The 25,733-nt window shown below is 43.7% G+C and carries 26 protein-coding genes and 1 tRNA gene; 16 read left to right on the top strand and 11 right to left on the bottom strand.

The window, feature by feature from the left end:
* Positions 1-17: 17 nt before the first annotated feature.
* The 6 genes from mdxF to pgmB are packed head-to-tail and all read left to right on the top strand — an operon-like array spanning position 18 to position 7,651.
* Positions 18-1,325: a maltodextrin ABC transporter permease MdxF gene (gene mdxF / locus ACZ07B_RS14220; RefSeq protein WP_029318351.1), complete on the top strand. Its 1,308-nt coding sequence runs from the start codon at positions 18-20 to the stop codon at positions 1,323-1,325.
* The gene (gene mdxG, locus ACZ07B_RS14215) at positions 1,326-2,162 is read left to right on the top strand and encodes a maltodextrin ABC transporter permease MdxG (protein ID WP_015251161.1); all 837 of its coding nucleotides are present in this window, start codon (positions 1,326-1,328) and stop codon (positions 2,160-2,162) included. It abuts the gene before it with no gap.
* A 4-nt stretch (positions 2,163-2,166) separates the two neighbouring features.
* A complete protein-coding gene (locus ACZ07B_RS14210) occupies positions 2,167-3,051 on the top strand; it encodes a DUF1189 domain-containing protein (protein WP_144482853.1) in 885 nt (294 codons plus the stop codon).
* On the top strand, positions 3,029-5,302 hold the full coding sequence (mdxK, locus tag ACZ07B_RS14205) for a maltose phosphorylase (RefSeq protein WP_464877342.1): 2,274 nt from the start codon (positions 3,029-3,031) through the stop codon (positions 5,300-5,302). The genes ACZ07B_RS14210 and mdxK overlap by 23 nt, the downstream gene beginning before the upstream one ends.
* The gene (malL, locus tag ACZ07B_RS14200) at positions 5,295-6,980 is read left to right on the top strand and encodes an oligo-1,6-glucosidase (RefSeq protein WP_464877341.1); all 1,686 of its coding nucleotides are present in this window, start codon (positions 5,295-5,297) and stop codon (positions 6,978-6,980) included. Before mdxK ends, malL begins: the two co-directional genes overlap by 8 nt.
* Positions 6,977-7,651 carry a beta-phosphoglucomutase gene (gene pgmB / locus ACZ07B_RS14195; protein WP_464877340.1) on the top strand — a complete coding sequence of 225 codons (675 nt, stop codon included), beginning with the start codon at positions 6,977-6,979 and terminating at the stop codon, positions 7,649-7,651. Before malL ends, pgmB begins: the two co-directional genes overlap by 4 nt.
* A gap of 62 nt (positions 7,652-7,713) precedes the next feature.
* Here the strand turns inward: pgmB and clpP are convergent, their stop codons facing one another.
* Positions 7,714-8,307: an ATP-dependent Clp endopeptidase proteolytic subunit ClpP gene (gene clpP / locus ACZ07B_RS14190; protein WP_003228214.1), complete on the bottom strand. Its 594-nt coding sequence runs from the start codon at positions 8,305-8,307 to the stop codon at positions 7,714-7,716.
* Positions 8,308-8,576: 269 nt separating this feature from the next.
* On the opposite strand from clpP, the gene ACZ07B_RS14185 reads away from it, so the two are divergent.
* Positions 8,577-8,652, top strand: a tRNA-Arg gene (locus ACZ07B_RS14185).
* A 400-nt stretch (positions 8,653-9,052) separates the two neighbouring features.
* Here ACZ07B_RS14185 and cotR read toward each other — a convergent pair.
* The gene (gene cotR / locus ACZ07B_RS14180; protein WP_024573362.1) at positions 9,053-10,015 is read right to left on the bottom strand and encodes a sporulation hydrolase CotR; all 963 of its coding nucleotides are present in this window, start codon (positions 10,013-10,015) and stop codon (positions 9,053-9,055) included.
* Positions 10,016-10,204: 189 nt separating this feature from the next.
* On the opposite strand from cotR, the gene ACZ07B_RS14175 reads away from it, so the two are divergent.
* The gene (locus tag ACZ07B_RS14175) at positions 10,205-10,486 is read left to right on the top strand and encodes a poly-gamma-glutamate hydrolase family protein (protein ID WP_217002861.1); all 282 of its coding nucleotides are present in this window, start codon (positions 10,205-10,207) and stop codon (positions 10,484-10,486) included.
* Positions 10,487-10,488: 2 nt separating this feature from the next.
* Positions 10,489-11,001 carry a DUF3231 family protein gene (locus ACZ07B_RS14170; protein WP_014478056.1) on the top strand — a complete coding sequence of 171 codons (513 nt, stop codon included), beginning with the start codon at positions 10,489-10,491 and terminating at the stop codon, positions 10,999-11,001.
* 35 nt (positions 11,002-11,036) lie between these two features.
* Here the strand turns inward: ACZ07B_RS14170 and ACZ07B_RS14165 are convergent, their stop codons facing one another.
* The 6 genes from ACZ07B_RS14165 to sacB form a co-directional block, all read right to left on the bottom strand.
* Complete coding sequence (locus ACZ07B_RS14165) at positions 11,037-11,357, bottom strand: QacE family quaternary ammonium compound efflux SMR transporter (RefSeq protein ID WP_003228222.1); 321 nt, start codon at positions 11,355-11,357, stop codon at positions 11,037-11,039.
* Positions 11,357-11,692 (bottom strand): DMT family transporter, encoded by a 336-nt coding sequence (locus ACZ07B_RS14160; RefSeq protein ID WP_217002862.1) that lies wholly within the window; start codon positions 11,690-11,692, stop codon positions 11,357-11,359. The genes ACZ07B_RS14165 and ACZ07B_RS14160 overlap by 1 nt, the downstream gene beginning before the upstream one ends.
* A gap of 81 nt (positions 11,693-11,773) precedes the next feature.
* On the bottom strand, positions 11,774-12,358 hold the full coding sequence (locus tag ACZ07B_RS14155) for a TetR/AcrR family transcriptional regulator (protein WP_175405003.1): 585 nt from the start codon (positions 12,356-12,358) through the stop codon (positions 11,774-11,776).
* 94 nt (positions 12,359-12,452) lie between these two features.
* Positions 12,453-14,015, bottom strand: coding sequence for an aspartate/proton symporter AspP (aspP, locus tag ACZ07B_RS14150; RefSeq protein ID WP_003228228.1), 1,563 nt, complete (start codon positions 14,013-14,015; stop codon positions 12,453-12,455).
* 106 nt (positions 14,016-14,121) lie between these two features.
* The gene (gene levB, locus ACZ07B_RS14145) at positions 14,122-15,672 is read right to left on the bottom strand and encodes a 2,6-beta-fructan 6-levanbiohydrolase (RefSeq protein WP_464877339.1); all 1,551 of its coding nucleotides are present in this window, start codon (positions 15,670-15,672) and stop codon (positions 14,122-14,124) included.
* Positions 15,673-15,748: 76 nt separating this feature from the next.
* Positions 15,749-17,167: a levansucrase gene (gene sacB, locus ACZ07B_RS14140; RefSeq protein WP_153256516.1), complete on the bottom strand. Its 1,419-nt coding sequence runs from the start codon at positions 17,165-17,167 to the stop codon at positions 15,749-15,751.
* Positions 17,168-17,847: 680 nt separating this feature from the next.
* On the opposite strand from sacB, the gene ACZ07B_RS14135 reads away from it, so the two are divergent.
* The 5 genes from ACZ07B_RS14135 to padC all read left to right on the top strand — a co-directional run bounded on the left by ACZ07B_RS14135 (position 17,848) and on the right by padC (position 21,712).
* Positions 17,848-18,414, top strand: a complete 567-nt coding sequence (locus tag ACZ07B_RS14135; protein ID WP_341284183.1) for a C1q-like domain-containing protein — start codon at positions 17,848-17,850, stop codon at positions 18,412-18,414.
* A gap of 148 nt (positions 18,415-18,562) precedes the next feature.
* Positions 18,563-19,918 (top strand): serine hydrolase, encoded by a 1,356-nt coding sequence (locus tag ACZ07B_RS14130; RefSeq protein ID WP_464877338.1) that lies wholly within the window; start codon positions 18,563-18,565, stop codon positions 19,916-19,918.
* A 15-nt stretch (positions 19,919-19,933) separates the two neighbouring features.
* Positions 19,934-20,617: a broad specificity amino-acid racemase RacX gene (gene racX, locus ACZ07B_RS14125; protein ID WP_464877337.1), complete on the top strand. Its 684-nt coding sequence runs from the start codon at positions 19,934-19,936 to the stop codon at positions 20,615-20,617.
* Positions 20,618-20,748: 131 nt separating this feature from the next.
* Positions 20,749-21,204: a DUF3237 domain-containing protein gene (locus ACZ07B_RS14120; protein WP_464877336.1), complete on the top strand. Its 456-nt coding sequence runs from the start codon at positions 20,749-20,751 to the stop codon at positions 21,202-21,204.
* A 22-nt stretch (positions 21,205-21,226) separates the two neighbouring features.
* Positions 21,227-21,712 (top strand): phenolic acid decarboxylase, encoded by a 486-nt coding sequence (gene padC / locus ACZ07B_RS14115; RefSeq protein WP_003228238.1) that lies wholly within the window; start codon positions 21,227-21,229, stop codon positions 21,710-21,712.
* Between the two features lie 26 nt (positions 21,713-21,738).
* Here padC and ACZ07B_RS14110 read toward each other — a convergent pair whose 3' ends face one another.
* The 3 genes from ACZ07B_RS14110 to slrR form a co-directional block, all read right to left on the bottom strand.
* Positions 21,739-21,930: a hypothetical protein gene (locus tag ACZ07B_RS14110; protein WP_003228241.1), complete on the bottom strand. Its 192-nt coding sequence runs from the start codon at positions 21,928-21,930 to the stop codon at positions 21,739-21,741.
* Positions 21,931-21,932: 2 nt separating this feature from the next.
* Complete coding sequence (gene pnbA, locus ACZ07B_RS14105) at positions 21,933-23,402, bottom strand: para-nitrobenzyl esterase (RefSeq protein ID WP_217020150.1); 1,470 nt, start codon at positions 23,400-23,402, stop codon at positions 21,933-21,935.
* A gap of 74 nt (positions 23,403-23,476) precedes the next feature.
* On the bottom strand, positions 23,477-23,935 hold the full coding sequence (slrR, locus tag ACZ07B_RS14100; protein WP_003228245.1) for an HTH-type transcriptional regulator SlrR: 459 nt from the start codon (positions 23,933-23,935) through the stop codon (positions 23,477-23,479).
* Positions 23,936-24,180: 245 nt separating this feature from the next.
* Between slrR and ACZ07B_RS14095 the strand changes: the two genes are divergently transcribed.
* Positions 24,181-24,885 carry a YveK family protein gene (locus ACZ07B_RS14095; protein WP_217002868.1) on the top strand — a complete coding sequence of 235 codons (705 nt, stop codon included), beginning with the start codon at positions 24,181-24,183 and terminating at the stop codon, positions 24,883-24,885.
* A 5-nt stretch (positions 24,886-24,890) separates the two neighbouring features.
* Positions 24,891-25,574 carry a protein tyrosine kinase EpsB gene (epsB, locus tag ACZ07B_RS14090; protein ID WP_128738262.1) on the top strand — a complete coding sequence of 228 codons (684 nt, stop codon included), beginning with the start codon at positions 24,891-24,893 and terminating at the stop codon, positions 25,572-25,574.
* Positions 25,575-25,733: the final 159 nt, after the last annotated feature.

Raw genomic sequence — 25,733 nt, 5'->3', positions numbered from 1 at the left:
ATAGAGGGCGGAAAAAAATGAATAAACATCACACACTTGCAAAGCAAAAACGAAAGGCAGGGCTTTTATCGATCATTCCAGGACTTGGGCAGATTGCGAATCAGCAATTGTCAAAGGGGCTCTTATTTCTTGCCATCACAGGCTTGTTTGCTTTTGAATTATGCGTTTTCGGTATACAGGCGCTAACCGGATTGATGACATTGGGAAGTGTTCCCGGTGAAGACCACTCGCTGTTTATGCTGATTGAAGGCACGCTGCAATTGATCGTGACAATGATTTTCCTCATGTTCTATATCTTTAATATTCATGATTCACGTAAGACCGCCGCTATGAAAGCGGCGGGTTTGGAAGTCAATACAACAGCCAAGGATATGATCTGTCATGCGGGCGATAAAGGGTTTCCATATCTATTTACACTGCCGGCATATATCATGATGGTGTTTGTGATTATCTTTCCGGTTTTGGTGACTCTGTTTGTTGCATTAACAAACTATGATTTTTATCATATTCCGCCTAATCGTCTGATTGACTGGGTCGGGTTTAAAAATTTCCTGAATATTTTTTTCCTTGGCTCCTATCGTGAAACATTTGTGAATGTACTGGGCTGGACGGTTATCTGGACAATCTGTGCAACAACGCTGCAAATCATTTTAGGTATTGTGACGGCACTTTTCGTCAATCAGGATTTTATAAAAGGCAAGCGGATATTTCGAATGATTTTCTTATTTCCATGGGCTGTTCCGGCTTTTATTACAATCATGAGTTTTTCCAACATGTTTAACGACAGCATAGGAGCGGTGAATGCACAGGTGATTCCACTATTCAATCACCTGCCGTTTGTTGAGCTGCCTGCGATCGCGTGGAAGACTGATCCTTTCTGGACAAAGACAGCCCTCATTATGATTCAGACGTGGCTCGGCTTTCCATATATTTATGTCATGGTAACGGGAGTGCTTCAGGCGATTCCAGGTGAATTGTATGAAGCGGCAAAGATTGACGGGGCCACTTTTATTCAGCGTTTTCGGCATATTACATTCCCGATGATTTTATTTGCCACAGCACCCGTGATGATTACTCAGTATACGTTTAATTTCAATAATTTCTCGATCATCTATTTATTTAATGAGGGAGGGCCAGGCAGTGCGGGAGCCGGGGCCGGATCGACCGATATCTTAATTTCGTGGATTTATAAACTGACAACAGGCACATCACCCCAATATTCCGTTGCGGCGGCTGTGACACTGTTAATTTCTTTCATTGTCATTGGGATTTCACTGATTGCTTTCAAAAAATCGAATGCTTTTGGCAATGAGGAGGTTATGTAGGTGAACGCGAGCACTGCCAGAATGCTTAATAAAATCTGTACGTATTTATTTTTGACGCTTTTAAGTATTGTCATTATATATCCGTTGCTGATTACGGCATCATCAGCCTTCCGTGTGGGAAATTCGGCGGCTTTTCAGCTCGATTTTTCGGGTTCTTGGACGTTGGATCATTTTAAGCGGCTATTTGACGAAACGCTTTATCTCAATTGGTACAGCAATACACTTGTCATCGCGCTATCGGTCATGGTTTTGCAGGTTACAATCGTGACACTTGCCGGGTACTCGTACAGCCGCTATCGGTTTGCAGGCAGAAAAAAGAGCCTGATATTCTTTTTAATCATTCAAATGGTGCCGACAATGGCGGCGCTGACTGCTTTTTATGTCTTGGCGATGCTAATAGGCGCACTCGATCAATACTGGTTTTTAACAGCGATCTATATCGGCGGCGGAATTCCGATGAACACGTGGCTGATGAAAGGTTATTTTGATACTGTGCCGAGAGAAATTGATGAAGCCGCGCGAATTGACGGAGCGGGACATCTGAGGATTTTCGCTTCAATTGTTCTGCCGCTTGTTAAGCCAATGCTCGCGGTGCAAGCGCTTTGGGCATTTATGGCACCGTTTGGCGACTATTTGCTGGCGAAATTTTTGCTTCGCTCACCGGAAAGGCTGACCATCGCTGTAGGATTACAATCCTTTATTTCTAATCCCCAGCAGCAAAAAGTAGCTCTATTTGCGGCTGGTGCCATCCTTGCCGCACTGCCGATATGCGTTCTATTCTTTTTTCTCCAAAAGAACTTTGTGTCCGGTTTGACAGCCGGCGGAACAAAGGGGTAATTCAATGAAGAATCTGGAGAATAAAAGCTTTATCATCCGCTGCCTGAAAGCGGCTGCATCTCCATCAGGTGTTTGCAGCTATGGGAATACCTTCAGCTGGCTGCAGCTCTCTTTTCTCTTTATGTTTTTAACGGCCTGCTTAATGGCGCCGTTAGCGGTTTCGTTTGTGAAAATGGATCGCTTCAGCGTTGCATCTTTTATGCCGTCAGCGATTCAAGGGGTTAATGATCAATTTGCTGATCAATTACAGGGTTTTCAAATTAGGAACGGAAAACTAACAGGCGGGAAGAGCTCTGAGAGGATTGAAGATGGGCAGAATGTGATGGCAGTTGATATGAAGCATGAATATGAGACAAGCGGTGAAAATGGGCGATTGAAAGTAACTGGATTTGAAAACGCCGTCATATTTCAACCTGATCAACTGGTGATCACCGATCAAAACGAAACGGGGTTTTCTGTTGGCTATGCGAAAATGGACGTTAAGCTCGAGAAACCAAACGTCCATGATGTAGAGGTTTTGATCGATACATTATGGTTGGCACAGTATAAGCCGATGATCATGATGCTGGCATATGCGGTAATCTTTATGATCCAGCTTTTGTTAACGTTTGTTCTTGCAGGTGGCCTCTGGATCACAAAAATATCAAACATGATCTCTATTGCGTCATTCAAGGAAGCAGTATCTACGGCGATTTGCGCCTCGGCACTGCCGGCATTTGCGGCAGCTGCTATCGGCATGGTTCATTTTGATTTGATTACTGTATTGATGATCCATTCGTGTGGCGTTACTTTGATGATTTCTTTTGCATTTAGATATTTGACCAAAACCCGCCGTGATAATGGAAACTTACATTCGGGAGGAAATGATGATAAATCAGCGGTTATTTGAGATTGATGAATGGAAAATCAAAACAAATACATTTAATAAGGAGCATACACGGCTGCTGGAAAGCCTGACGTCTCTTGCCAATGGCTATATGGGGGTCAGAGGGAATTTTGAAGAAGGCTATTCAGGCGACAGTCACCAAGGCACATATATTGCAGGCGTGTGGTTCCCCGACAAAACGCGAGTAGGCTGGTGGAAAAACGGGTATCCAGAATATTTCGGAAAAGTGATCAATGCGATGAACTTTATGGGCACAGGCCTATATGTTGACGGTGAAAAAATCGATCTCCATCAAAACCCAATCGAATCATTTGAGGTAGAACTCAATATGAAAGAGGGGATTCTGCGGCGAAGCGCTGTTGTCCGCATTCAGGATAAATCCGTCAGAATCAGGTCAGAGCGGTTTCTTAGCCTTGCTGTAAAAGAACTCTGTGCGATTCATTATGAAGCGGAGTGCCTGACGGGAGATGCTGTCATTACGCTTGTTCCTTACCTGGATGGAAATGTGGCAAATGAAGATTCTAACTACCAAGAACAGTTTTGGCAGGAGGAAGCGAAAGGTGCTGATTCTCACAGCGGCCATTTAGCGGCAAAAACGATCGAAAATCCATTTGGAACACCGCGCTTCACGGTTTTAGCCGCAATGGCAAATGAGACGGAGGGTTTTGTCAATAAAAGCTTTAAAACGAATGAAATGTATGTCGAGAATCGCTACAGCTACCAAACGAAGGCATCATTGAAAAAGTTTGTGATTGTCACGACTTCCCGTGATTTTCGGGAGGAAGAGCTTTTATCGAAAGCCAAGGAGCTTTTGTCGGATGTGGTAGAGAACGGCTATGAAGATGCAAAACGGAGGCACACTGATCGATGGAAGGAAAGATGGGCAAAAGCGGACATTGAGATTAAAGGAGATGAGGAGCTTCAACAAGGAATCCGCTACAATATCTTTCAGTTATTCTCGACATATTACGGGGGCGATGCCCGTTTGAATATCGGGCCGAAAGGATTTACTGGCGAGAAATATGGAGGTGCCGCATATTGGGATACTGAGGCGTACGCCGTTCCGATGTATTTGGCGACAGCCGAGCCGGAGGTGACGAAAAACCTGCTTTTGTATCGCTTTCATCAGTTGGAGGCTGCCAAACGAAACGCTGCAAAATTGGGGATGAAGGGGGCACTTTATCCGATGGTGACGTTCACCGGTGATGAATGCCACAACGAATGGGAAATCACCTTTGAAGAAATTCACCGCAATGGCGCGATCTGTTATGCGATCTACAATTATATCAATTATACAGGCGACCGAGACTATATGGAAGAATACGGGATAGACGTACTTGTGGCAGTCAGCAGATTTTGGGCCGACCGTGTTCACTTCTCGAAACGAAAAAATAAGTATATGATCCATGGCGTCACTGGGCCGAATGAATACGAAAACAACGTTAACAACAATTGGTATACGAATGTCATTGCGGCTTGGACGTTGGAGTATACTCTACAAAGTCTCGAAAGTATCTCAGCGGAGAAACGCCGCCTTCTGGATGTGCTGGAAGAAGAATTGAAAGTCTGGAGAGAAATCATCCAGCACATGTACTATCCGTATAGTGAAGAACTGCAAATTTTCGTTCAGCATGACACGTTCTTGGACAAAGATCTGCAAGCAGTTGACGAATTAGATCCAGCGGAGCGGCCTCTTTATCAGAATTGGTCATGGGACAAGATTCTCCGCTCCAATTTTATTAAGCAGGCAGATGTTCTCCAAGGCATTTATCTATTTAATGACCGTTTTACAATGGAAGAAAAACGGCGAAATTTTGAATTTTATGAGCCGATGACTGTTCATGAATCAAGCCTATCGCCCTCTGTCCATGCGATTCTCGCAGCCGAACTCAAGCTGGAAAAGAAAGCGCTCGAATTATATAAGCGCACAGCAAGGCTTGATCTTGATAATTACAATCATGATACGGAAGAAGGCTTGCATATTACTTCAATGACGGGGAGCTGGCTGGCAATCGTTCATGGCTTTGCAGGCATGCGCACCGCGAATGAGACGCTGTCATTTGCTCCGTTTTTGCCGAAAGAATGGGACGAATATTCATTCAACATCAATTATCGAAATCGATTAATCAATGTGACGGTTGACGAAAAGCGCGTTATTTTTGAGCTTGTAAAAGGCGAGCCGCTGCACATGAACGTTTATGAGGAACCAGTTGTCCTACAGGGACGATGTGAAAGGAGAACGCCTAATGAGTGAATGGTGGAAAGAAGCTGTCGTTTATCAAATTTACCCGCGCAGTTTTTATGATGCCAATGGAGATGGATTCGGGGATTTGCAAGGTGTGATTCAAAAGCTGGATTACATCAAAAATCTCGGGGCGGATGTCATCTGGCTCTCCCCGGTATTTGATTCCCCGCAGGATGACAACGGATATGATATCAGCGATTACAAAAACATGTACGAAAAGTTTGGGACAAATGAAGATATGTTTCAGCTGATTGATGAAGTCCATAAACGCGGAATGAAAATCGTCATGGATTTGGTCGTGAACCACACGTCGGATGAGCATGCTTGGTTTGCTGAAAGCCGCAAGTCGAAGGACAATCCTTACCGGGATTATTATTTTTGGAAAGATCCTAAACCGGACGGCTCAGAGCCGAATAATTGGGGATCGATCTTTTCAGGCTCAGCGTGGACATACGATGAAGGAACAGGGCAGTATTATTTGCACTACTTTTCAAAAAAACAGCCTGATTTAAATTGGGAAAACGAAGCCGTTCGCCGGGAAGTTTATGATGTAATGAGATTCTGGATGGATAGAGGCGTTGACGGCTGGCGGATGGATGTGATCGGCTCTATTTCTAAATACACCGATTTTCCGGACTACGAAACGGATCACAGCCGCAGCTATATTGTCGGCCGTTATCACTCTAACGGCCCCCGTCTTCATGAGTTTATTCAAGAGATGAACAGGGAAGTGCTTTCTCATTATGACTGCATGACAGTCGGAGAGGCAAACGGCTCTGATATTGAAGAGGCGAAAAAGTACACAGATGCAAGCAGGCAAGAGCTGAATATGATCTTTACATTTGAACATATGGATATTGATACAGAACAAAACTCGCCAAATGGGAAATGGCAGATCAAGCCGTTCGATTTGGTTGCTTTAAAAAAGACGATGACAAGGTGGCAGACCGGGTTAATGAATGTCGGCTGGAATACCCTGTATTTTGAGAACCATGACCAGCCGAGGGTTATTTCCCGCTGGGGCAATGAAGGGAAGCTGCGTAAGGAATGTGCGAAGGCATTTGCAACGGTTCTGCACGGCATGAAAGGAACGCCGTTTATTTACCAGGGAGAAGAAATCGGCATGGTCAACAGCGATATGTGGCTGGAGATGTATGATGATCTTGAAATAAAGAATGCATATCGTGAACTAGTCGTCGAAAACAAAACGATGTCAGAAAAAGAGTTTGTCAAAGCCGTGATGATAAAAGGAAGGGATCATGCGAGAACACCGATGCAGTGGGATGCCGGAAAACATGCGGGATTCACGACCGGAGACCCGTGGCTACCGGTAAATTCCCGCTATCAAGCTATCAATGTGAAAGAGTCCTTGGAAGATCAAGATTCGATTTTCTTTTACTATCAGAAGCTCATTCAATTACGAAAGCAATATAAGATTATGATATATGGCGATTATCAGCTGCTGCAGGAGAATGATCCGCAGGTCTTTTCTTACCTTCGAGAATATCAAGGGGAAAAGCTTCTTGTCGTTGTGAATTTATCGGAAGAAAAGGCTCTGTTCGAAGCGCCTCCAGAACTGATTCATGAGCGTTGGAAAGTGCTGATTTCAAACTATCCGCAGGAGCGGGCTGACTTAAAGAGTATTAGCCTCAAACCTTATGAAGCTGTGATGGTCATTAGTATATGAAAGCGGTCATTTTTGATTTAGACGGAGTGATAACAGATACGGCTGAATATCATTTTCTCGCTTGGAAGCATATCGCAGAACAAATCAATATCCCTTTTGACAGAGACATGAATGAAAGGCTAAAAGGAATCAGCAGAGAAGAGTCACTTGAAAGCATCTTGATCTCTGGCGGTGCGGAAACTAGGTATACAAATGCGGAGAAACAAGAACTTATGCATCGGAAAAATCACGATTATCAAACGCTGATCAGCAAATTGACGCCGGAAGATCTTTTGCCGGGGATTGGCAGGCTCCTATGTCAATTGAAAAACGAAAATATAAAAATCGGGTTAGCATCTTCAAGCCGCAATGCTCCTAAGATTTTAAGACGTTTGGCAATTATCGATGATTTTGATGCCATTGTTGATCCGACGGCTCTTGCGAAGTGGAAGCCTGATCCTGACATCTTTTTAACAGCTGCAGCGATGCTCGATGTTTCCCCTGCTGATTGCGCGGCAATAGAAGACGCAGAAGCAGGTATTTCTGCAATCAAATCTGCCGGGATGTTTGCGGTTGGTGTCGGTCAAGGACAGCCGATGCTTGGTGCTGATCTAGTTGTGAGGCAGACGAATGATTTGACACTTGAGCTGTTACATGAGGAATGGGAGCAGTATAGAATAAAAAGTGTTTAAGGGAGTCAATTCCTTGAAATGAAAAAACCTGCAAGAGACGCAGCTCTTGCAGGTTGTGTTGATTATTTTTTGTCTTCTGTGTGAGTCAAAATTTTGTCAATCAGGCCGTATTCAAGCGCTTCTTCAGCAGACTTGAAGTTATCACGGTCTGTGTCGCGTTCGATCACTTCAAGCGGCTGGCCAGTACGTTCAGCAAGGACTTTGTTTAATTTGTCGCGAAGCAAGAGAATGCGTTTCGCGGCAATTTCAATTTCTGTCGCCTGACCTTGCGCACCGCCAAGAGGCTGGTGAATCATGACTTCACTGTTTGGAAGCGCATAGCGTTTGCCTTTTTCGCCGGCTGCAAGCAGGAACGCGCCCATTGACGCAGCCATACCGATACAAATTGTAGATACCTTCGGCTTAATAAACTGCATGGTATCATAGATCGCCATACCGGCTGTAATAGAGCCGCCCGGGCTGTTGATGTAAAGAGAAATTTCTTTTTCAGGGTCTTCTGCTGCTAAGAATAAAAGCTGTGACACGATGGAGTTCGCAACGTTGTCATCAATCGCAGATCCAAGCATGATGATACGATCCTTTAATAGACGAGAATAAATGTCATACGCTCTTTCCCCGCGGTTCGTTTGTTCAATGACTGTAGGTATTAAATTCATAATGCTCCTCCTTCACCTTTTAGGTAAGTATGTAGTTACATGATACATTTTTGGTCAATAAAGGTCAAACAAAAAGCTGGCCTGATATGCAAAGTCGTCTCTTTTTCCCATTTTCCCCAAAAATACAGGGGTTCAAACCATCATATGTCAAATTGCCAAATCAGATGATGTGTCCGTTTAAAAAAACCGCTCTTGAAAAAGAGGGTTGTTATTTGGATGGAATTATCGTATAATTAGTTGTGCTGACGTTCTTAAAACGCAGTCATTCTGCGCTCGTAGCTCAGTTGGATAGAGCGGTGGTTTCCGGTACCACGTCTGTCGGGGGTTCGAATCCCTCCGAGCGCGTCCAATAGAACAACAGGAAAGACAAGGGTTTGGCGATTTGCCGCTCTTGTCTTTTTTGTGTGAAAAAAGAGGCATAGTAAACCTTCGAGTTTTGAAATAAACTTCAAATCAATCATTATGCGATTTGAACCACCATTTTCAAAAGAGGAAATTTGAATTTATTTATTTGTCTTATTAGCTTTAATAACACTTAAAAAAAATCCGGTTCTTACTGATACTTTGCAAAAATGTTATTTACTTGTTGGAATCCAAAGAGACATTACACTTGTAAACAACTTTATTGTCAAAACTAGAAGAAAAAAATTCTTTTTACCCATTGCCTGTTTTTATTCGAGAATACTTTTCTCAGAGAAAAGTGGTAAGTTAGAAATGTAAGTGAGAATAGTTTTAAAATAAAAATTTATTTGGTCCTCCAGTTCTTCTCTATAAATTGAATCACAGGTTGTAAATTGGTTTTGTTCGCAATCTCAATGAGAGCGGGAAACACGGTAGGATCCGTTTTGGAGAAGTTTGGAATTCGTGGATCTAGCCGAAAAAAGCGATCTCCCAGAAGATTCGCGCTGACCATGGATTCGTAGTAACCATTTCCGCCAGAGATCATCTGAAGAAATGGCAGTAGAGGTTCATTAGGCGATCTGTCCAAAAGAACTCCCCAATTTGGAGGAAGGTTCTTCAGATTTTCAGGACGTATGTTATCTGCACTTACCATTCCCCACCCCCTCGTATCTCTTCTTAAACGAGTCGGGGCTTCACCTGTTCCAATGGATAATGCCGCAATTTGATCCAGTGGTACGTTGGCTTTACCAACCGCAAACGCGATACTGGCTGTACTAGGATTCGTTGCTACTACATATCCGTCCACATAGTTTTGATAGGCCCGTTGCGTCGCGGGAGCACCGCTGCTCCGCAGTATGACATCACTTACTTTCTCATTGAAATAGGGAGAGCCGGGAAAGTTGTGAAATAATACAGGAGTCCAACGATCCAGTTTTGGAGAATATAATTTGAATGATGGGACAACAATTCGTTTTCTTACATCTTTAAGACGAAGGTCTGCTGGGAAAAAATTTCGTACTGCTTTTATAAAACCGGAGTATGGTAATTGTTGATTGAAAACAGGTCCGCCCGGCCGGGAAATGCTGAATGCGGGCAGGATTTCATCCTCAAAATACTGAAGTGTTTCCTTCGGAGATCTTCCGCTTGCTAATGCAAGGGCAGTAAATGAACCGATTGAATTTCCCGAAAATACATGAGTTCGACTTATTAATGTTGGATTTTGTTTAGCCAGTCTGTTCATCAGCTGTAAACTTAAAGCACCTAAGGTACCTCCCCCATCAAAGGTTATGATCCGATATTTTGCCAAAGCTGGTTTCTCCTTTCTAATTAAAACTATCTTTCAGTATATGTTTATCTAGAGTCTGTTGTATGGATGAATGAATGAACATCTCTTGTCCTAATCATTCGATTTTTCAACCTTCATCATGCGTTATCCCATTTTTATCTCACTTTTCTTTTTACCACGATCGAATATTTACACGGAAAAAATCTGTACATGACTCTAAAAACGATAAGAAAAAAGATTCTTGTTGGAGGGTTTGACAGGAAGATTGCTCAAAAGCTTACGAAAAAATTAGAATCAACTGGTTTCTCAGCAGGCCTTACCGAGAAAAAAGGCTGTTTAGCAGGCGAACATAAAAAGAGGAAAGACAAGAGTTTTGGCATTTCACCACTCTTGTCTTTTTTGTTTCATAAATCTCTCCCGCTGAAACATAAATTTTCCTTCTCTCGGGCACGTTATGGAATGTGTGCGATATTGAATTTGCGAGGAGGATGAACATGGGTATTTTAAGCGGAAATCCGCAGGATGAGCCGATGCATTATGGTGAGGTATTCGGCTTGTGGAGTTATGTGATGGCGGGCAATAAAATGGTCGGCAATTACCAAATGCTATTGAATCATGTCGGTGATGACGACCTGAAGAAGCTGCTTCGTGAGTCCATTGAGAAGTGCCAAGATGAAATCAAACAGGTCAGCACGATCCTGAAAGAAAACGGGGTGGCGCTGCCGCCGGCTTCTCCTGAACCGCCGACAGCAGATCTTAACGACATTCCGCCTGGCGCACGGTTTCTCGATCCGGATGTGGCGGCCTCCGCGGCAGCACAAAATGCTGCAGGTCTTGTGACATGCAGCAAAATGATGGGGCAATCGATTCGTGAGGATATTGCCATGATGTTTGGGCAATTTCATATGTCGAAAGCGGCAACCGGCGCAAAATACTTAAGGCTGCTAAAAAACAAAGGCTGGCTCATCCCGCCGCCGCTTCATCTTCAAAAACATCACGAAGCTTAATGGCAAAGGCATATACAGCTGTATATGCCTTGATTTTATGAAGATGACGTAAGACGCAGGCCGATGACGCCGGCTAGGATAAGGCAAAGTGAAATCACCTGTGAAAGCTGAAACCGCTCCTTAAACCAAATGAGCCCGACCGCCGAAACACCAATGCTTCCAATGCCAGTCCAAACGGCATATGCGACTCCGGCAGGCAGGACGATCATCGCTTGGGACAGGCAGTAAAAGGATAAGCCGAATCCAACAGTCATCACAATGATCGGCCATTTTTTTCTTGTTCCGTCTATATATTTCATGGCAATGGCAGCTATAATTTCTTCTATGCCGGCAATCACTAATAAAAACCATGCCATTATTGTTCACCTCCCGGCTGAGATTTGCTTTCTTTCGTAAATAATTTCATTCCTAAAATGCCAGCCAGCAATAAAGCTAAAAAGAACATTTGGGCTGCTGAGAAGGATTCGCCCAGAACAATTCCAGTCAGATATGTTCCGACGGTTCCGATTCCGACAAACACAGTGTACGCCGCGGCCATCGGGATTTTTTGATAAGAGCGGATCAACAGGATAAAGCTGACCGCGATTAAGATAAAAATGAAGATCCAATCCAAAAGCGAATCGGCATGTTTGAGGGAAGAGGCCCAAACAACCTCTAAAAGCCCTGCAATAAAAACAAGAACCCAATTCAAATGAAACACCTCTCTATTTTATGAATGAACGTCAGTCATTTTTAGGGCATTAAAAAATGAGCGGTGTTACCCAATCATTTTTTAAGCAGTACCTAAGCTCCGTTTTAAGAAAGTGAAAATTTCCTTTTTATACACTTCAATATTTTCATCTTGTTCAAATCCGATATAGAATCGTTCCGCAGTATTCTCGACCAAGTTGATAATCGTTCTGGCCGTCCATTTTGAATTGATTCCTTCCGTTACCTCATGGTTTGCAATGGCCTTGTTGATGATTTGTTCAAGCCAGGAATAATAAGGCTGATAGATCGTCTCCCATTTTTCCATGGAGTGGTCGATCGCAAGCCCGGAATAACAGAGGACAATAATATCCTTATGGCGTTCTGTAATGAGAAATGTCTCATCAATTAATATATCTAAAACGGTCCAAAAATCTTCGTCCCCATGCAGCCTTCCTTTGATTTGATCAAGTGTATGGGTGAGAAGATTTTCTGCAATGGCCGGTATGAGGGCATTTTTAGATGAAAAATACAAATAGAATGTTCCTTGGGCAGTGCCGGCCTTTTTGACAATATCAGAAATAGAAGCTTTGTCGAGGCCTTTTTCAGAAATGACTTCTATGGCAGCCTGCAGAATTTTTTCATATTTGCCCGATGTTTGTTTTGGCATGAGGAACACCTCCAATAATGACTGACTCTCATTCATTTTATCGCGTATATGTATGTTTGTAAAGAATAAAGAAGCAAGAAAACCTCTTGCTTCTTTATTTATCGTAATCAATGGCGGCTTTTGGGAGCCCGGTATACTTTGCCCAGTAATAAATCGCAAGTGAGCCGATCGCGACTAAAATGAGGTCGACGGGATTGCTGATAATCCCTAAACCATGTCCGAAAGAACCGATGTAGGAAAAGATCAGCATCATAATATAAAACCCGATAAGCCACCAGGCTGATTTCAGCTGCTGAGCAAGGCTGACATCTTCTTTAGGCGTATATTTGCTGAAACAGAGATAGATCAAAAACATCACGAGCTGTGAACCGAGCAGCCAGGAGACTGTTTTCCATCCTGACCAGTACACGATAAAAGCTGTAAATATAAAGGAAAGCGGCCCGATAATGCTCATTCCCTTTAAATAAAACGGCCTGTTTAAGTCCTTCGCGTTGACCCTCAGCGCAGCTGAAGAAATGGGTGCAATCGCATATGAAAGAATGAGCGCGACTGAACAGACATTGACGAGTGCGTTCCACGAAGGAAAGGGAAGTGTCCAGAAAATGGACAGGGCAAACGAAAGCCAAAGCGAAGCGCGGGGTGTCCCCGTATCTTTATTGACCTTTGAGAATATGCCAAATAATGTGCCGTTACGCGCCCAGGCGTAAACAAGGCGGGATGTCGTATTCATAAAGATATTCCCGTTTCCTCCGGGAGACAGAATGGCGTCTAAAATGACAAGCGTTGCAAGCCAGCCTAATCCGAGCATGACCGCAATATCCTTAAACGGCAATGAGAACTCCCGGCCAATTGCGGGCCAGCCATGTTTCAGTGTTTCTGTCGGGATTGCACCAATAAAGGTGACCTGCAAAACAGTATAAATGATGGTTGAAACGATGATGCAAATGATTAAAGCGATCGGGATATTGCGTTTTGGATTTTGGACTTCACCTGCTACAGATACAATCGGGTGCAGGCCGAGATACGCAAACATGACGCCGCCTGTCGAGATGGCAGCCTGAATACCTGTAAATCCAAACGGTGCAAATCCTTGAACGGATAAATTCTCCGGCTGAAAATGAAAGATCAGCACAATAATGATGGTAATCGGCACAATATATTTAAAAATCGATATGATGAAATTCGCCTTAGCGAAGGTTTTGACGCTCCAATAATTCAGCAGGAAAAACAAGCATAATAGGGCAAACTGCAAGATCCAGCCGGAAATGGTCGGCGAATCAGACCCTTTAATGGTCAGGCCGGGAAACCAATAGGCCACATACTGGCGCACAGCTGTCACTTCAATTGAAATCAAGCTTGTATAAGCGACAATCGTGACAAACGAAATTAAGTAGCCGACAAGGTGGCCATGTGAATAAACGGGGTATCGAATGATGCCTCCGGTACGGGGCAGAGCGGCTCCGAGCTCCGCATATACGAGCCCGATTAACAAAATAATGGCTCCTCCGAGGATCCAGGAAAAAGCGCCGGAGGGCCCTGCTTTTGAAGCGACATTACTGACAGCGAACAGCCACGCTGATCCAAAGATGGCTCCCATCCCAATCAAAATCAGATCAAACAGTGACATTGATTTTTGAAAATTTCCTTGTTTAGACATTCGCTTCCTCCTTTGAAACCAGCCTTATATTTCTTACAATGCCCAATATGTAACAGAGAATACCGCTCCTAATAAAAAAACAGGGCAGCCTGCGCTGCCCCTGTTTTTATTCATGAATCGAATCAAAATGTTTCACTGTTATATTTTTGAAGGAGACTGTGCCGCCATCAGAAAAAAGGGTAATGCCTTTATCTTCAGGCTTTGGGAAGACTTCATTTGAAAAAACGGTTTTCCCATCTCCAACAAATACTTCTATCGTTGTTTTATCGACAAGTATTTTCAAATGCACCTTACGTTTGCTTACATCATAAGGAGCTTTGCTTTCGACATAGGTATTGCTTTTGTCAGGCTGATTTGTGGCTGCTCTATTGACATAAGCATAGCCGCCTTCAGCGAAAATACCGACATCAATATGGCGTTTTTGGTCTTCTGATTCTCTGAGCCTGACGCCTGCATTCTTTAGCTCTGACCAAGAAAGATCCGTATCAAGCTGGTACGTATCACCTGTTATCGACAATGTTTTTGATCCGTTCACATCCTGATCCTCTATTTTGTCAGTTGAAACAGTCAGCTGCTCCAAAGCTTCAATCGGCTGTGAGACGAGGCTGTATGTTCCATCCTGCTCCTTCAGCCGGAGTTCGCGTATGACAGAATCTGTGCCGTTAAAGCCGTTCTTCATTGTCGGGGTGTTGTTGGCATAATCCCAATTGTTCATCCAGGCAAGCGCGTACCGCTTTTCTAATGGATCTGTGCTTTTGCTGTCTTCGAACGTCACACCGCCATACCAGTCGAAGCCATAGTCAAGCCATTGGGCTTCAGTCTGATCCGCTTTGAATTCTTTTCCGTCGAAGCTTCCGGTCCAGTAGGCGTACGTATTTGGTTTGCCCCACGGTTTGCCATTCGCGCTGGCACCGAGAACCCACTTATTCGTTCCGTCGCTTGCCCGCATCATGTAGAGGTCGGGGCATTCCACCATTCCCGCCTGTTCTGGGAAGAATCCGCTTGTGTAATGCCAGTCCTTAAGATTATCGGATTCATAAAAGCCGATTTTTGATCCTTCAGCCATGACCATGACCCATTTGTTACCTTGGTCATCCCATATGACTTTCGGATCTCTGAAATCGTCTGTACCCGGATTAGGCATAACGGGGTTGCCACTGTAGAATTTGAATGATTTTCCTTTGTCTGTGCTGTACCACAAATATTGCTCCTGTTTTTTGTCTTTGGCTGAGGGCTGTGTCACAATCGCGACAAGCGCATTTTTCCCGAAGCCGGCTGTGTTCTCTTTATCCACAACGACGGAACCGGTCCAAATATCACCGTCCGGGTTTGTATATTTCGGAATCGCCACGCCTTCATCGGTCCAGTGCACCAAATCCTCTGAGACGGCATGGCGCCATTCTGTGCCGTTGCCTTTTGGATAATCCCGGTTATATAGATAGAAATAATGATACTTGCCATCAAAATAGATCGGTTTTTGAGGGTCATTTTTCCATTTATCCGGCGTCGTAAAATGATATGCCGCTCGGTAGTCCGGCTTCTGTTTTGATTTTGTTTTTTGGTCATGTTCTTCTTTTGGAAATAAGTCGATAAACAGCAATATTCCTAAAAAGGTTAGGAATACGGTTAGCCATTTGCCTGCTTTTATATAGTTCATATGGGATTCACCTTTATGTTGATAAGAAATAAAAGAAAATGCCAATAGGATATCGGCATTTTCTTTTGCGTTTTTATTAGTTAACTGTTAATTGTCCTTGCTCAAGGATGCTGTCTTTGACAACAGATGTTTTCTTGCCTTTGATGTTCAGCAGGAAGCTTGGCGCAAACGTTGATTGTTTGTCTGCGTAGAATCCTCTGTTTGTCATATAGCTTGTAATCACGACATTGTTTCCTTTCGCTTGAGGTACAGCGAAGTGTGAGTAAGTAAAGGTTACATCGTTAGGATCAAGATCCATTTTTAACACAAGGCCAGTTTTGTTCAGCGGCTTGTATGGGCCAGTTAAAGAATTAGAAACATAACCAAGCATGTAAATATCGTTAGACGTAATGCCGTCAATCGTCATTTTTGACCCGCGGGAGTCAGTGAACAGATACCATTTGCCGTTCATTTTAAAGACGTTCGCGCGTTCAATTTCATCTGTTACTGTGTTAGATGCAATCAGCGGTTTCATCACTTTTTTCAGTGTGTAATCATCATTTAGCTCAATCATGCCGAGTGCGCCGTTTGCTAATTCAGCAGTGCGCTTTTTATCACTTTGCAGAAGCTTTTGACTTTCTTGACGGAAGAATGATGTGCTTTTGCCATAGTATGCTTTGTTAAATAAAGATTCTTCGCCTTGGTAGCCATCTTCAGTTCCAGTGTTTGCTTCAAATACTAAGTATTTGTGGCCTTTATCTTCTACGTAGTGAGGATCTCTCAGCGTATGGTTGTCGCCTGAGCTGTAGTTGCCTTCATCGATGAACTGCTGTACATTTTGATACGTTTTGCCGTCACCGTCAAAGATTGATTTATAATCCTCTACACCGTTGATGTTCAGAGAGCTGTCTGATGCTGATACGTTAACCTGTGCAGTTGTCAGTGTTTGTTTGCCGTAATGTTTACCGGAGAAATCAGTGTAGAATAAACGGATGTGACCGTCAGATGTGAATGTCGCTGAGCCAGACCATTCTTGTGTTTGGTCTTTCAGGATTGAATCATTTGCATCGAATTTGTCGCTGTCTTTGAAGACGCGGCCAGCGTTTTTCCAGCTGTCAATAGAAGTTTCGCCGACTTTTTGATAGAACATGTAAATCGATGTGTCATCCGCGTTTTTAGGATCCCCGGCTAATGCAAAGACGATGTGGTAGCCGTGATAGTTTGCGACAGTGCCGTCAGCGTTTTGTAATGGCCAGCTGTCCCAAACGTCCAGGCCTTTTGCAGAAGAGATATTTTTAATTGTGGACGAATCGAATTCAGGCACTTGATATTTTTCATTTTTTTGCTGTTCAGGGATTTGCAGCATATCATGGCGTGTAATATGGGAAATGCCGTATGTTTCCTTATATGGCTTTTGGTTCGTTTCTTTCGCAAATGCTTGAGTAGCGCCTCCTGCCAGCAGTGCGGTAGTAAAGGTTAATACTGTTGCTTGTTTTGCAAACTTTTTGATGTTCATCGTTCATGTCTCCTTTTTTATGTACTGTGTTAGCGGTCTGCTTCTTCCAGCCCTCCTGTTTGAAGATGGCAAGTTAGTTACGCACAATAAAAAAAGACCCAAAATATGTAAGGGGTGACGCCAAAGTATACACTTTGCCCTTTACACATTTTAGGTCTTGCCTGCTTTATCAGTAACAAACCCGCTCGATTTACTTTTCGACCTCATTCTATTAGACTCTCGTTTGGATTGCAACTGGTCTATTTTCCTCTTTTGTTTGATAGAAAATCACAAAAGGATTTGCGGACTACGGGCCTAAAGAACTAAAAAATCTATCTGTTTCTTTTCATTCTCTGTATTTTTTATAGTTTCTGTTGCATGGGCATAAAGTTGCCTTTTTAATCACAATTCAGAAAATATCATAATATCTCATTTCACTAAATAATAGTGAACGGCAGGTAGATGTGATGGGTTAAAAAGGATCTCTAACTGAGGTCTTTCATATAAGGTTAGCTAATGCCTTAGTACAGCATGCCTCTTGGATCAGAAACAGTAATCTGTTTTGGGAACATGCTGCTGTTATTTCTATTTTTGAGTACAGTCGGGCAGATACCGTTTCAATGTCTGTAACGATCAATATAATAATGTATTCACTAGCAAACAAATGATAGAAGCGTAAGGCTTATAAGGAGGAAAAAGTTATGCCGCCACGTCCAACTAAATGGATTAAGAGGAACGATCGACCGGAACCTCTTTTATCACCAAGTGTCATGCAAGGCAGAAATGGAAATACCCCACCAGCTCAACAAAACCAGCTCTTCGCACCAATTACAGCAAATAGTAACCAGCCTATTTCTGCTTTCCGAGCCACCAGCGATACGAATCTGTCAGTGGCTGCAAATGCAGCTGCCGGAGTCTTTTTTCAAAATGTGCAATTTGATTTGGCGAATGAATATAACCCTAACACATCTACATTTTCACCGAGAACAGCAGGCGTGTATTCTCTTAATGCATCAGTTGAGTTTCAACCGAATGCAATTGTTGACTTCAACTTAGAAGTCGTATTTCTCGTAAATCAAAATGTGGTAGGCGGAAATAACAAATCTCAAGCAGGGAACATCCCGGCAGTCGTAGCAATAACTGAAATTCTTCAGTTAAACGCCGGAGATACGGTGACAGTTGCAATGAGGAGTACTGCCGCCGGAGTCATTCAAGCGACTACGAGAACCCATTTTGCAGCCGCTAGAGTTCCTTCTCCGACTTCATAAAAGGGGATTTTTTGATTCATGCAGATCTAATACCGCTATATTAAAGTTGATTTTTCCTGTTTGAGGATTGATCAGCTTTTTTTATTATCTTCAAAATATTTGAAACGTTAGTAGCTTAGTAACGTACAGAAATATGGGAGGTGGAGGAATGAAGCAGAATAAAAGAAAGCATCTTCAGACGTTATTTGAGACATTAAGCGAAAAACATCAGTTTAACGGGACGGTTCTGGCTGCGGAGGGTGGCGATATTTTATATCACCACTCTTTTGGCTATGCGGAAATGACGGAAAAACGCCCGTTGAAAACCAACTCTTTGTTTGAGTTAGCGTCTTTGTCAAAGCCTTTTACAGCATTGGGAATCATCTTGCTGGAGGAGAAGGGGATTCTTGGCTATGAGGATAAAGTGGATCGCTGGCTGCCCGGTTTTCCGTATCAGGGCGTAACGATTCGGCATTTATTGAACCATACGTCAGGGCTTCCTGATTATATGGGATGGTTTTTTGCCAATTGGGATTCACACAAGATTGCGGTGAATCAGGATATTGTCGATATGCTGATGAATGAGGGGCTATCTGGTTATTTTGAGCCGAATGAAGGCTGGCTGTACAGCAATACGGGGTATGTGCTGCTGGCGGTTATCATTGAAAAAGCATCTGGCATGAGCTATGCGGATTTTATGAAAACAAGTATTTTTTCACCGGCCGGCATGAATGAAACAAGAGTGTATAACAGGAGGCTTTCGCCTGAGCGAATTGATCAGTATGCATATGGATATGTGTATGATGTACATTCCGAAACATACGTCCTCCCTGATGAGCTAGAGGAAACGAACTATGTTGTGTATCTCGATGGCATACAGGGAGATGGGACGGTGAACTCTGTCACAAGCGATTTGTTTCGATTTGATCAGGCTTTATATCAGGACGATTTAATCAGCAAGGCTTCTAAGGAATCTGCGTTTTCTCCAGTGCGCCTCAACAATGGAGAAACAATTGATTATGGCTTTGGCTGGGTACTGCAAAACAGTCCTGAAAAAGGGCGGGTTGTCAGCCACAGCGGAGGATGGCCCGGCTATTCGACGATGATGATCCGATATATCGATCATCGTAAAACGCTGATCTATTTGAGTAATAAGGAAGAGGATACTGAATATGAACAAGCGATTCTGAAGGCGGCGGAACATATTCTATTTGGCCAGTCATATGAGGTCCCGGAACGTCCTGCTGATAAAAAGAAAAAAGCAATTGATACGGCGATATACAGCCGCTATGTTGGCAGCTACCTGTTGCAGGATGGGACGGCTGCACAGGTGACAGCCGAGAATGAACGGCTTTATTTGGAGATCACCGGGCAGCTGAGACTGGAGTTATTTCCTTCCTCGGAAACCCGTTTCTTTCTGCGATCACTGTCTGTTGAAATTGAATTCATGTTAGGTGAGGATGCTGCGAAAAGCTTTATCCTCTATGAGGATGGCTCAGAGGAAGAAGCGGTCCGTACGAATTAGAAAGGAATGAATTTGATGATCGGAATATTAGCCGGAATGGGGCCGAAATCGACCTCGCCGTTTATTGATAAGGTGATTGATTACTGTCAGAAGCTGTATGGGGCTTCAAACGATATTGACTACCCGCACATGATGATCTATTCATGCCCGACGCCCTTCTATGCAGATCGTCCAATTGACCATGACGAGATGAAAAAAGCGATTATCGACGGAGCGGTAAAGCTCGAGAAAACAGGAGTGGATTTCATTGCGTTGCCTTGTAATACGGCGCATGTCTACTATGAAGAGATTCAGCAGGCATTGTCGGTTCCTATGTTGCATATCGTTGAGGAAACGATAAAAGAGATTCCGCATCCTGCAAAAAAAGCGGTGGTTTTAGGAACAGAGCCAACCATCCAATCCGCCATCTACCAAAAAGTTCTGAAGGCAAATGGAAAAGAAGTTGTTCACAAGGACTATTGGCAGCAGGCTGTGAACCAGCTTATCGCCGCAATCAAACAGCCAAATCATATGCAGCATACACAAGCATTGTGGCAGACGCTATATGAAGAAATCAGTCAGCATGCAGACATCATCATTTCAGCCTGCACGGATTTAAATGCGGTGTTAGATCATATTCAAAGTGAGATTCCGATTATAGATTCCTCTGCCTGTCTTGCCAAAAGCACTGTCAGCACATATCTTGCTTATCAAAGCTAGCTTCAGACAAGGACTGTCTTCAAACAGTCCTTGTTTTTTTATGTTCCTATTGTTTGACAGTTAACTGCAATGGTGTTAAAGTAAACATGTAAATAGTTACATGATTTTTTTCTGAAGGTGAGGTGGTTCTCGTGAAGAAGCCGGTTTTAAAACCATTCGCCTCTTTAGAAATCAAGGTTGATCCGCCTATTACGATTGGTGAGACAGGCCTGGGACTGAGACGATTCATTCCGATTCGTTCGGGAACAATAAACGGGGAAGTAAAGGGACATATTTTGCCGGGCGGTGCCGATTCACAAATGATTCGCACTGACGGCAGAACAGATTTATCTGCCAGGTATGTGATTGAAACAGCAGATCATGAACTGATTTACATTGAAAACAATGGAATACGGCAAGTCAGCGAGCCGTTTCGAAAACAAGCGGCAGCCGGGGAAATCATTGATCCGGAGCATGTTTATTTTCGTACGGTACCGACGTTTGAAACAGGCAGTAAAGTCTATCAATGGCTCCATGACCGCTTGTTTATCGGTTCCGCAGAAAGAACCCCTGATTACGTTCGACTAGACATTTATGAAGTACAGTAAAAGACTAAGGAGAGTGTGAAAGATGGAAAACTTTATCGGAAGCCACATGATTTATACGTATGAAAACGGCTGGGAGTACGAGATTTATATTAAAAATGACCATACAATTGATTATAGAATTCATAGCGGAATGGTTGCCGGACGCTGGGTTCGGGATCAGGAAGTGAATATTGTCAAACTAACAGAAGGCGTATATAAAGTGTCTTGGACAGAGCCGACTGGCACGGATGTTTCATTAAACTTTATGCCAAATGAAAAACGCATGCACGGCATTATTTTCTTCCCGAAATGGGTGCATGAACATCCTGAAATTACGGTTTGCTACCAAAATGACCACATTGATTTGATGGAGGAATCCCGCGAAAAATATGAAACGTATCCAAAATACGTTGTACCTGAATTTGCGGAAATTACATTTCTGAAAAATGAAGGAGTCGACAACGAAGAAGTGATTTCGAAGGCACCTTATGAGGGAATGACAGACGATATTCGCGCGGGAAGATTATAATAAACATAAAAACCCGGAAAAGAGAATTACTTCTCTTTTCCGGGTTTTCTTTTTGCTGAGTATGCGGGAACCATCACAATTCCCGCGAAAAACAGTATGATGCCAGTCCAGCGCATAGGCTGGTAATAGACTGTGTCCCGTAAACATACCACGGCCGACAAAATAATGATACAAGCTGCCACAACAATGGCAGCACCAATGTATCCTGTTTTCCCCATATTTATTCTCCTTTTGAAGGGAATAGCTTCTGCCTTTTATCAGATTCGGGATCGTTTTCGATCGTAATCTCTGAGTCTAAAATCAGCGTCTCTCTCGTTTCTTCATGATACGCCGGCCAATTCACAGCTTCGGTGCTTGGGTTTCCTGTTTTAGCGAACGTGATCCACGCTGATTGTATCGTGTGAGAAAGCTGTTTCACCTCATCCGTAATCTCCGCTTTTGCCATTCGTTCTAATCCGTCCAGATTTCCAAAGACAAAAGGAAGCTCTAATGCGTGAAACGCTTTATTGTACGGCGGCTTCTCCGGGTGCCAATCGAACCGGTACATCCAGACAGGGGCGTAATGGGACTGTGCGGATGCATAGGCGACAGCGGGGCGCCAAAATAATAAATCAGTCATCATATGAATTTGGCTTTCCAAAGAACGCGGATACAAATCGGCAGCTTTCTCTGCCAGCGGCTTCCCTAGTAAATACTCAAGCGCTGCATCAAGCGTTTCCTGAGAATGAACGTCTGAATCCGGGGTGAAAAATAAATATCCTTCATCACGGGTTGTTCCGATTAATAGCGGAATGCCGGAAGCGGCCCCTTCTGCGATCGCTTTTTCTGGTTCAGCAGGCAGCGTTTTTGGATCAAGGGCGGGCTGGAAGAACAGCTGAAAGATATTTTCTTTTTCTGCGATCCGAAGCTGATCGGCCGCTTTAAGCAAATCTTCCGCTGCTACAGTATGCAATCTGTCCAGCTGGCTCTCATTAATTCCAAGGACTTGTAAAAAGGCAGCCGCAGTGCTTGCCGCTTGTTCTTTTGTCATTGTTCGGGAAGCGCCGCTTTCCATGATCGCTTTCTGGAACAGGCCTTTTGCCGCAGGCATAGCAAGCAGCGCGGCAATGCTCATGCCGCCAGCGGATTCTCCAAATACTGTTACGTTATCGGGATCACCGCCAAACGCTGAGATATTCTCTCGCACCCATTTCAGCGCGGCGGCTTGGTCTAAAAGCCCAAGGTTATCGGAATACGCCTCATCAAATGAAGACAAGTGCAAAAAGCCAAACGGCCCCAGCCGATAGTTCAGTGTAACGACAATGACCTCTCCCTGCGCCGCAAGTTTTGATCCGTCATACAATGGCTCACTGCCCGCTCCAAGATAAAAAGCGCCTCCGTGAATCCACACCATGACAGGCAGGTTTTGACTTGGAGTGTCAGGCGCAAATACATTGACAAACAAGCAATCCTCGGACTGGCGGGGCAGCTCAGTATACGAAAGTGACAGCAAATCAGACGGCTGCGGGCAAACAGGGCCGTACGCTGTGGCATCAAGGACATCTTCCCACACTTCAGGCGGCTCAGGTGCTTTAAAACGCCATTGTCCGACAGGCGGCTTGGCATAGGGGATGCCTTTCCACTTATGTACGCTGTTTTCCGTTGTGCCTTTTACTTTGCCGTATTGAGTCGTTACTATTTGATGAGTCATTGTGTTCTCTCCCTTTTTCCCCCATTATAAACAGATTTACCCTATAGATGCGAACGTTAGCCCTTAACCGATCATCATCTTCCCATTGTTTTTAAAAAGGATTTGACTTCATGGACAGTCAAGCCGATTTCTCTTGCTTCCGCCATCAGCGCTTTCCATTCTTCTATATTGGATTCTGTCAGTTTGCGGTTGCGGTAAGAGGCAGTTTCAGGCTGTTCTTTCTTCAGTCTGTTCGTAAAAGTGAACAATTCTTCCTTTTCCATTCCGGCTTGTACGGCTTGCACTAAATGAACGCGCCATTCTTCTTCACCGCCGCTGATTTTTTCATACATCATTGTTTCTGCGTCAAATAATTCTGTTAATTCAACTTCCAGTGTGGCAGAAACTTTTTTTAAAAATTGAACGGACGGATTCGTGTGAACGCCTCTTTCAATCTTGCTTAAATAGGATTTGGATACGCCTGACTCAACAGCCAGCTGATTAATAGAATAGCCTTTTCTTTTGCGGTACAAACGGATAATTCTTCCAATCATAATATGAAATTCTCCTCTATTCCTGTCGTTATTTTGTTCATTATAAGGAATTTTTTGTTCTTTATAAAATTTAAAATAATAAGGGAAGTGCAGTAAATTAGAGGAAAATCACGTTTTTGTTCTCTAAAGAGAACTTATTGGCTTATTTTGCAATTTTTAAATAATAACGTTTTCTTTTATAATCCAATCATTAACAGAAAGGGGCGCGGGAAGCCAGCCGCGGGAAGGCTGAAGGCTATGAATACATGAATGAGAATATGAGTTTCAAAGAATTATATGCGATTGTCAGACACAGATTCGTGCTGATTCTGCTCATCACAATCGGCGTCACCCTTATTATGGGTTTTGTGCAATTTAAGGTCATTTCACCGACCTACCAGGCGTCGACACAGGTGCTGGTTCATGAATCAGACGGTGAAGAAAACTCGAATCTCAGTGACATCCAGCGAAATCTTCAGTATAGCAGCACGTTCCAATCGATTATGAAAAGCACTGCCTTGATGGAAGAAGTTAAGGCGGAATTGCACCTATCTGAATCGGCTTCCTCGCTGAAAGGAAAAGTGGTTACCAGCAGTGAAAATGAATCAGAAATAATCAACGTTGCCGTTCAGGATCACGATCCGGCGAAAGCAGCTGAGATTGCGAACACGTTAGTGAACAAGTTTGAAAAAGAAGTAGATGAAAGAATGAATGTACAAGGCGTACATATATTATCAGAGGCGAAGGCTTCTGAAAGCCCGATGATCAAGCCGGCCAGGCTGCGAAATATGGTCATGGCTTTTGGCGCTGCTGTCATGGGCGGCATTACACTGGCATTTTTTCTGCATTTTCTCGATGATACTTGCAAAAGCGCACGGCATCTCAGCGAGAGAACCGGATTGCCATGCTTAGGCTCCGTTCCTGATGTCCACAAAGGGCGGAATCGCGGGATAAAACATTTCGGGGAGTGAAGCGAGTGATCTTTAGAAAAAAGAAAGCAAGGCGAGGTTTGGCTCAAATATCTGTTTTACACAATAAATCAGTTGTTGCGGAACAATATCGCACCATTCGGACAAACATTGAGTTCTCATCTGTCCAGACCAACTTGCGATCTATCCTCGTCACCTCCTCTGTGCCTGGTGAAGGTAAATCGTTCAGTGCAGCGAATCTTGCGGCTGTCTTTGCGCAGCAGCAGGAAAAGAAAGTACTGCTGGTGGATGCCGATTTAAGAAAGCCGACCATCAATCAGACGTTTCAGGTTGATAATGTAACCGGGCTGACAAATGTGCTGGTCGGCAATGCTTCATTCAGTGAGACGGTGCAAAAGACGCCGATCGATAACTTATATGTACTGACAAGCGGGCCGACCCCGCCAAACCCGGCAGAACTGTTGTCTTCAAAAGCAATGGGAGACTTAATATCTGAGATCTATGAACAATTCAGCCTCGTCATCTTTGATTCCCCTCCGCTTTTGGCTGTTGCAGATGCTCAGATTCTAGCAAATCAAACAGACGGCAGCGTGCTCGTCGTTTTAAGCGGAAAAACAAAAACCGATACCGTTCTGAAAGCAAAAGATGCACTGGAACAATCCAATGCGAAGCTGTTAGGCGCTCTTTTAAACAAAAAGAAAATGAAAAAATCGGAACACTATTCCTACTAGTTTTTGTAAAGGTGATGTCTCCTGACCTGTATCAATGGAGGCACTCGGCTCTGCTGTGGGCAGCTGAAGTTGCTGCCTTAGATGCTGGTCGTCACTGGCGGGGCGTGAGGATGGGTTAAATGCCCACTTATCTGATATATACATAGGACGTATTGTCGG

This window comes from Bacillus sp. 9.4, assembly GCF_055486415.1.
Note: the sequence above shows the minus strand (reverse complement) of the source record. Positions and strands in the feature narration are given on the sequence as shown.

Coding starts and splice junctions, on each gene's coding strand:
- clpP (WP_003228214.1), bottom strand. CDS start 8,307: ATGAATTTAATACCTACAGTCATTGAACAAACGAACCGCGGGGAAAGA.
- ACZ07B_RS14155 (WP_175405003.1), bottom strand. CDS start 12,358: ATGCCAAAACAAACATCGGGCAAATATGAAAAAATTCTGCAGGCTGCC.
- padC (WP_003228238.1), top strand. CDS start 21,227: ATGGAAAACTTTATCGGAAGCCACATGATTTATACGTATGAAAACGGC.
- malL (WP_464877341.1), top strand. CDS start 5,295: ATGAGTGAATGGTGGAAAGAAGCTGTCGTTTATCAAATTTACCCGCGC.
- racX (WP_464877337.1), top strand. CDS start 19,934: ATGATCGGAATATTAGCCGGAATGGGGCCGAAATCGACCTCGCCGTTT.
- ACZ07B_RS14130 (WP_464877338.1), top strand. CDS start 18,563: ATGAAGCAGAATAAAAGAAAGCATCTTCAGACGTTATTTGAGACATTA.
- ACZ07B_RS14175 (WP_217002861.1), top strand. CDS start 10,205: ATGACTCTAAAAACGATAAGAAAAAAGATTCTTGTTGGAGGGTTTGAC.
- sacB (WP_153256516.1), bottom strand. CDS start 17,167: ATGAACATCAAAAAGTTTGCAAAACAAGCAACAGTATTAACCTTTACT.
- pnbA (WP_217020150.1), bottom strand. CDS start 23,402: ATGACTCATCAAATAGTAACGACTCAATACGGCAAAGTAAAAGGCACA.
- levB (WP_464877339.1), bottom strand. CDS start 15,672: ATGAACTATATAAAAGCAGGCAAATGGCTAACCGTATTCCTAACCTTT.
- ACZ07B_RS14170 (WP_014478056.1), top strand. CDS start 10,489: ATGGGTATTTTAAGCGGAAATCCGCAGGATGAGCCGATGCATTATGGT.
- ACZ07B_RS14110 (WP_003228241.1), bottom strand. CDS start 21,930: ATGGGGAAAACAGGATACATTGGTGCTGCCATTGTTGTGGCAGCTTGT.
- ACZ07B_RS14135 (WP_341284183.1), top strand. CDS start 17,848: ATGCCGCCACGTCCAACTAAATGGATTAAGAGGAACGATCGACCGGAA.
- ACZ07B_RS14095 (WP_217002868.1), top strand. CDS start 24,181: ATGAATGAGAATATGAGTTTCAAAGAATTATATGCGATTGTCAGACAC.
- ACZ07B_RS14210 (WP_144482853.1), top strand. CDS start 2,167: ATGAAGAATCTGGAGAATAAAAGCTTTATCATCCGCTGCCTGAAAGCG.
- mdxF (WP_029318351.1), top strand. CDS start 18: ATGAATAAACATCACACACTTGCAAAGCAAAAACGAAAGGCAGGGCTT.
- aspP (WP_003228228.1), bottom strand. CDS start 14,015: ATGTCTAAACAAGGAAATTTTCAAAAATCAATGTCACTGTTTGATCTG.
- slrR (WP_003228245.1), bottom strand. CDS start 23,935: ATGATTGGAAGAATTATCCGTTTGTACCGCAAAAGAAAAGGCTATTCT.
- mdxK (WP_464877342.1), top strand. CDS start 3,029: ATGATAAATCAGCGGTTATTTGAGATTGATGAATGGAAAATCAAAACA.
- pgmB (WP_464877340.1), top strand. CDS start 6,977: ATGAAAGCGGTCATTTTTGATTTAGACGGAGTGATAACAGATACGGCT.
- ACZ07B_RS14165 (WP_003228222.1), bottom strand. CDS start 11,357: ATGGCATGGTTTTTATTAGTGATTGCCGGCATAGAAGAAATTATAGCT.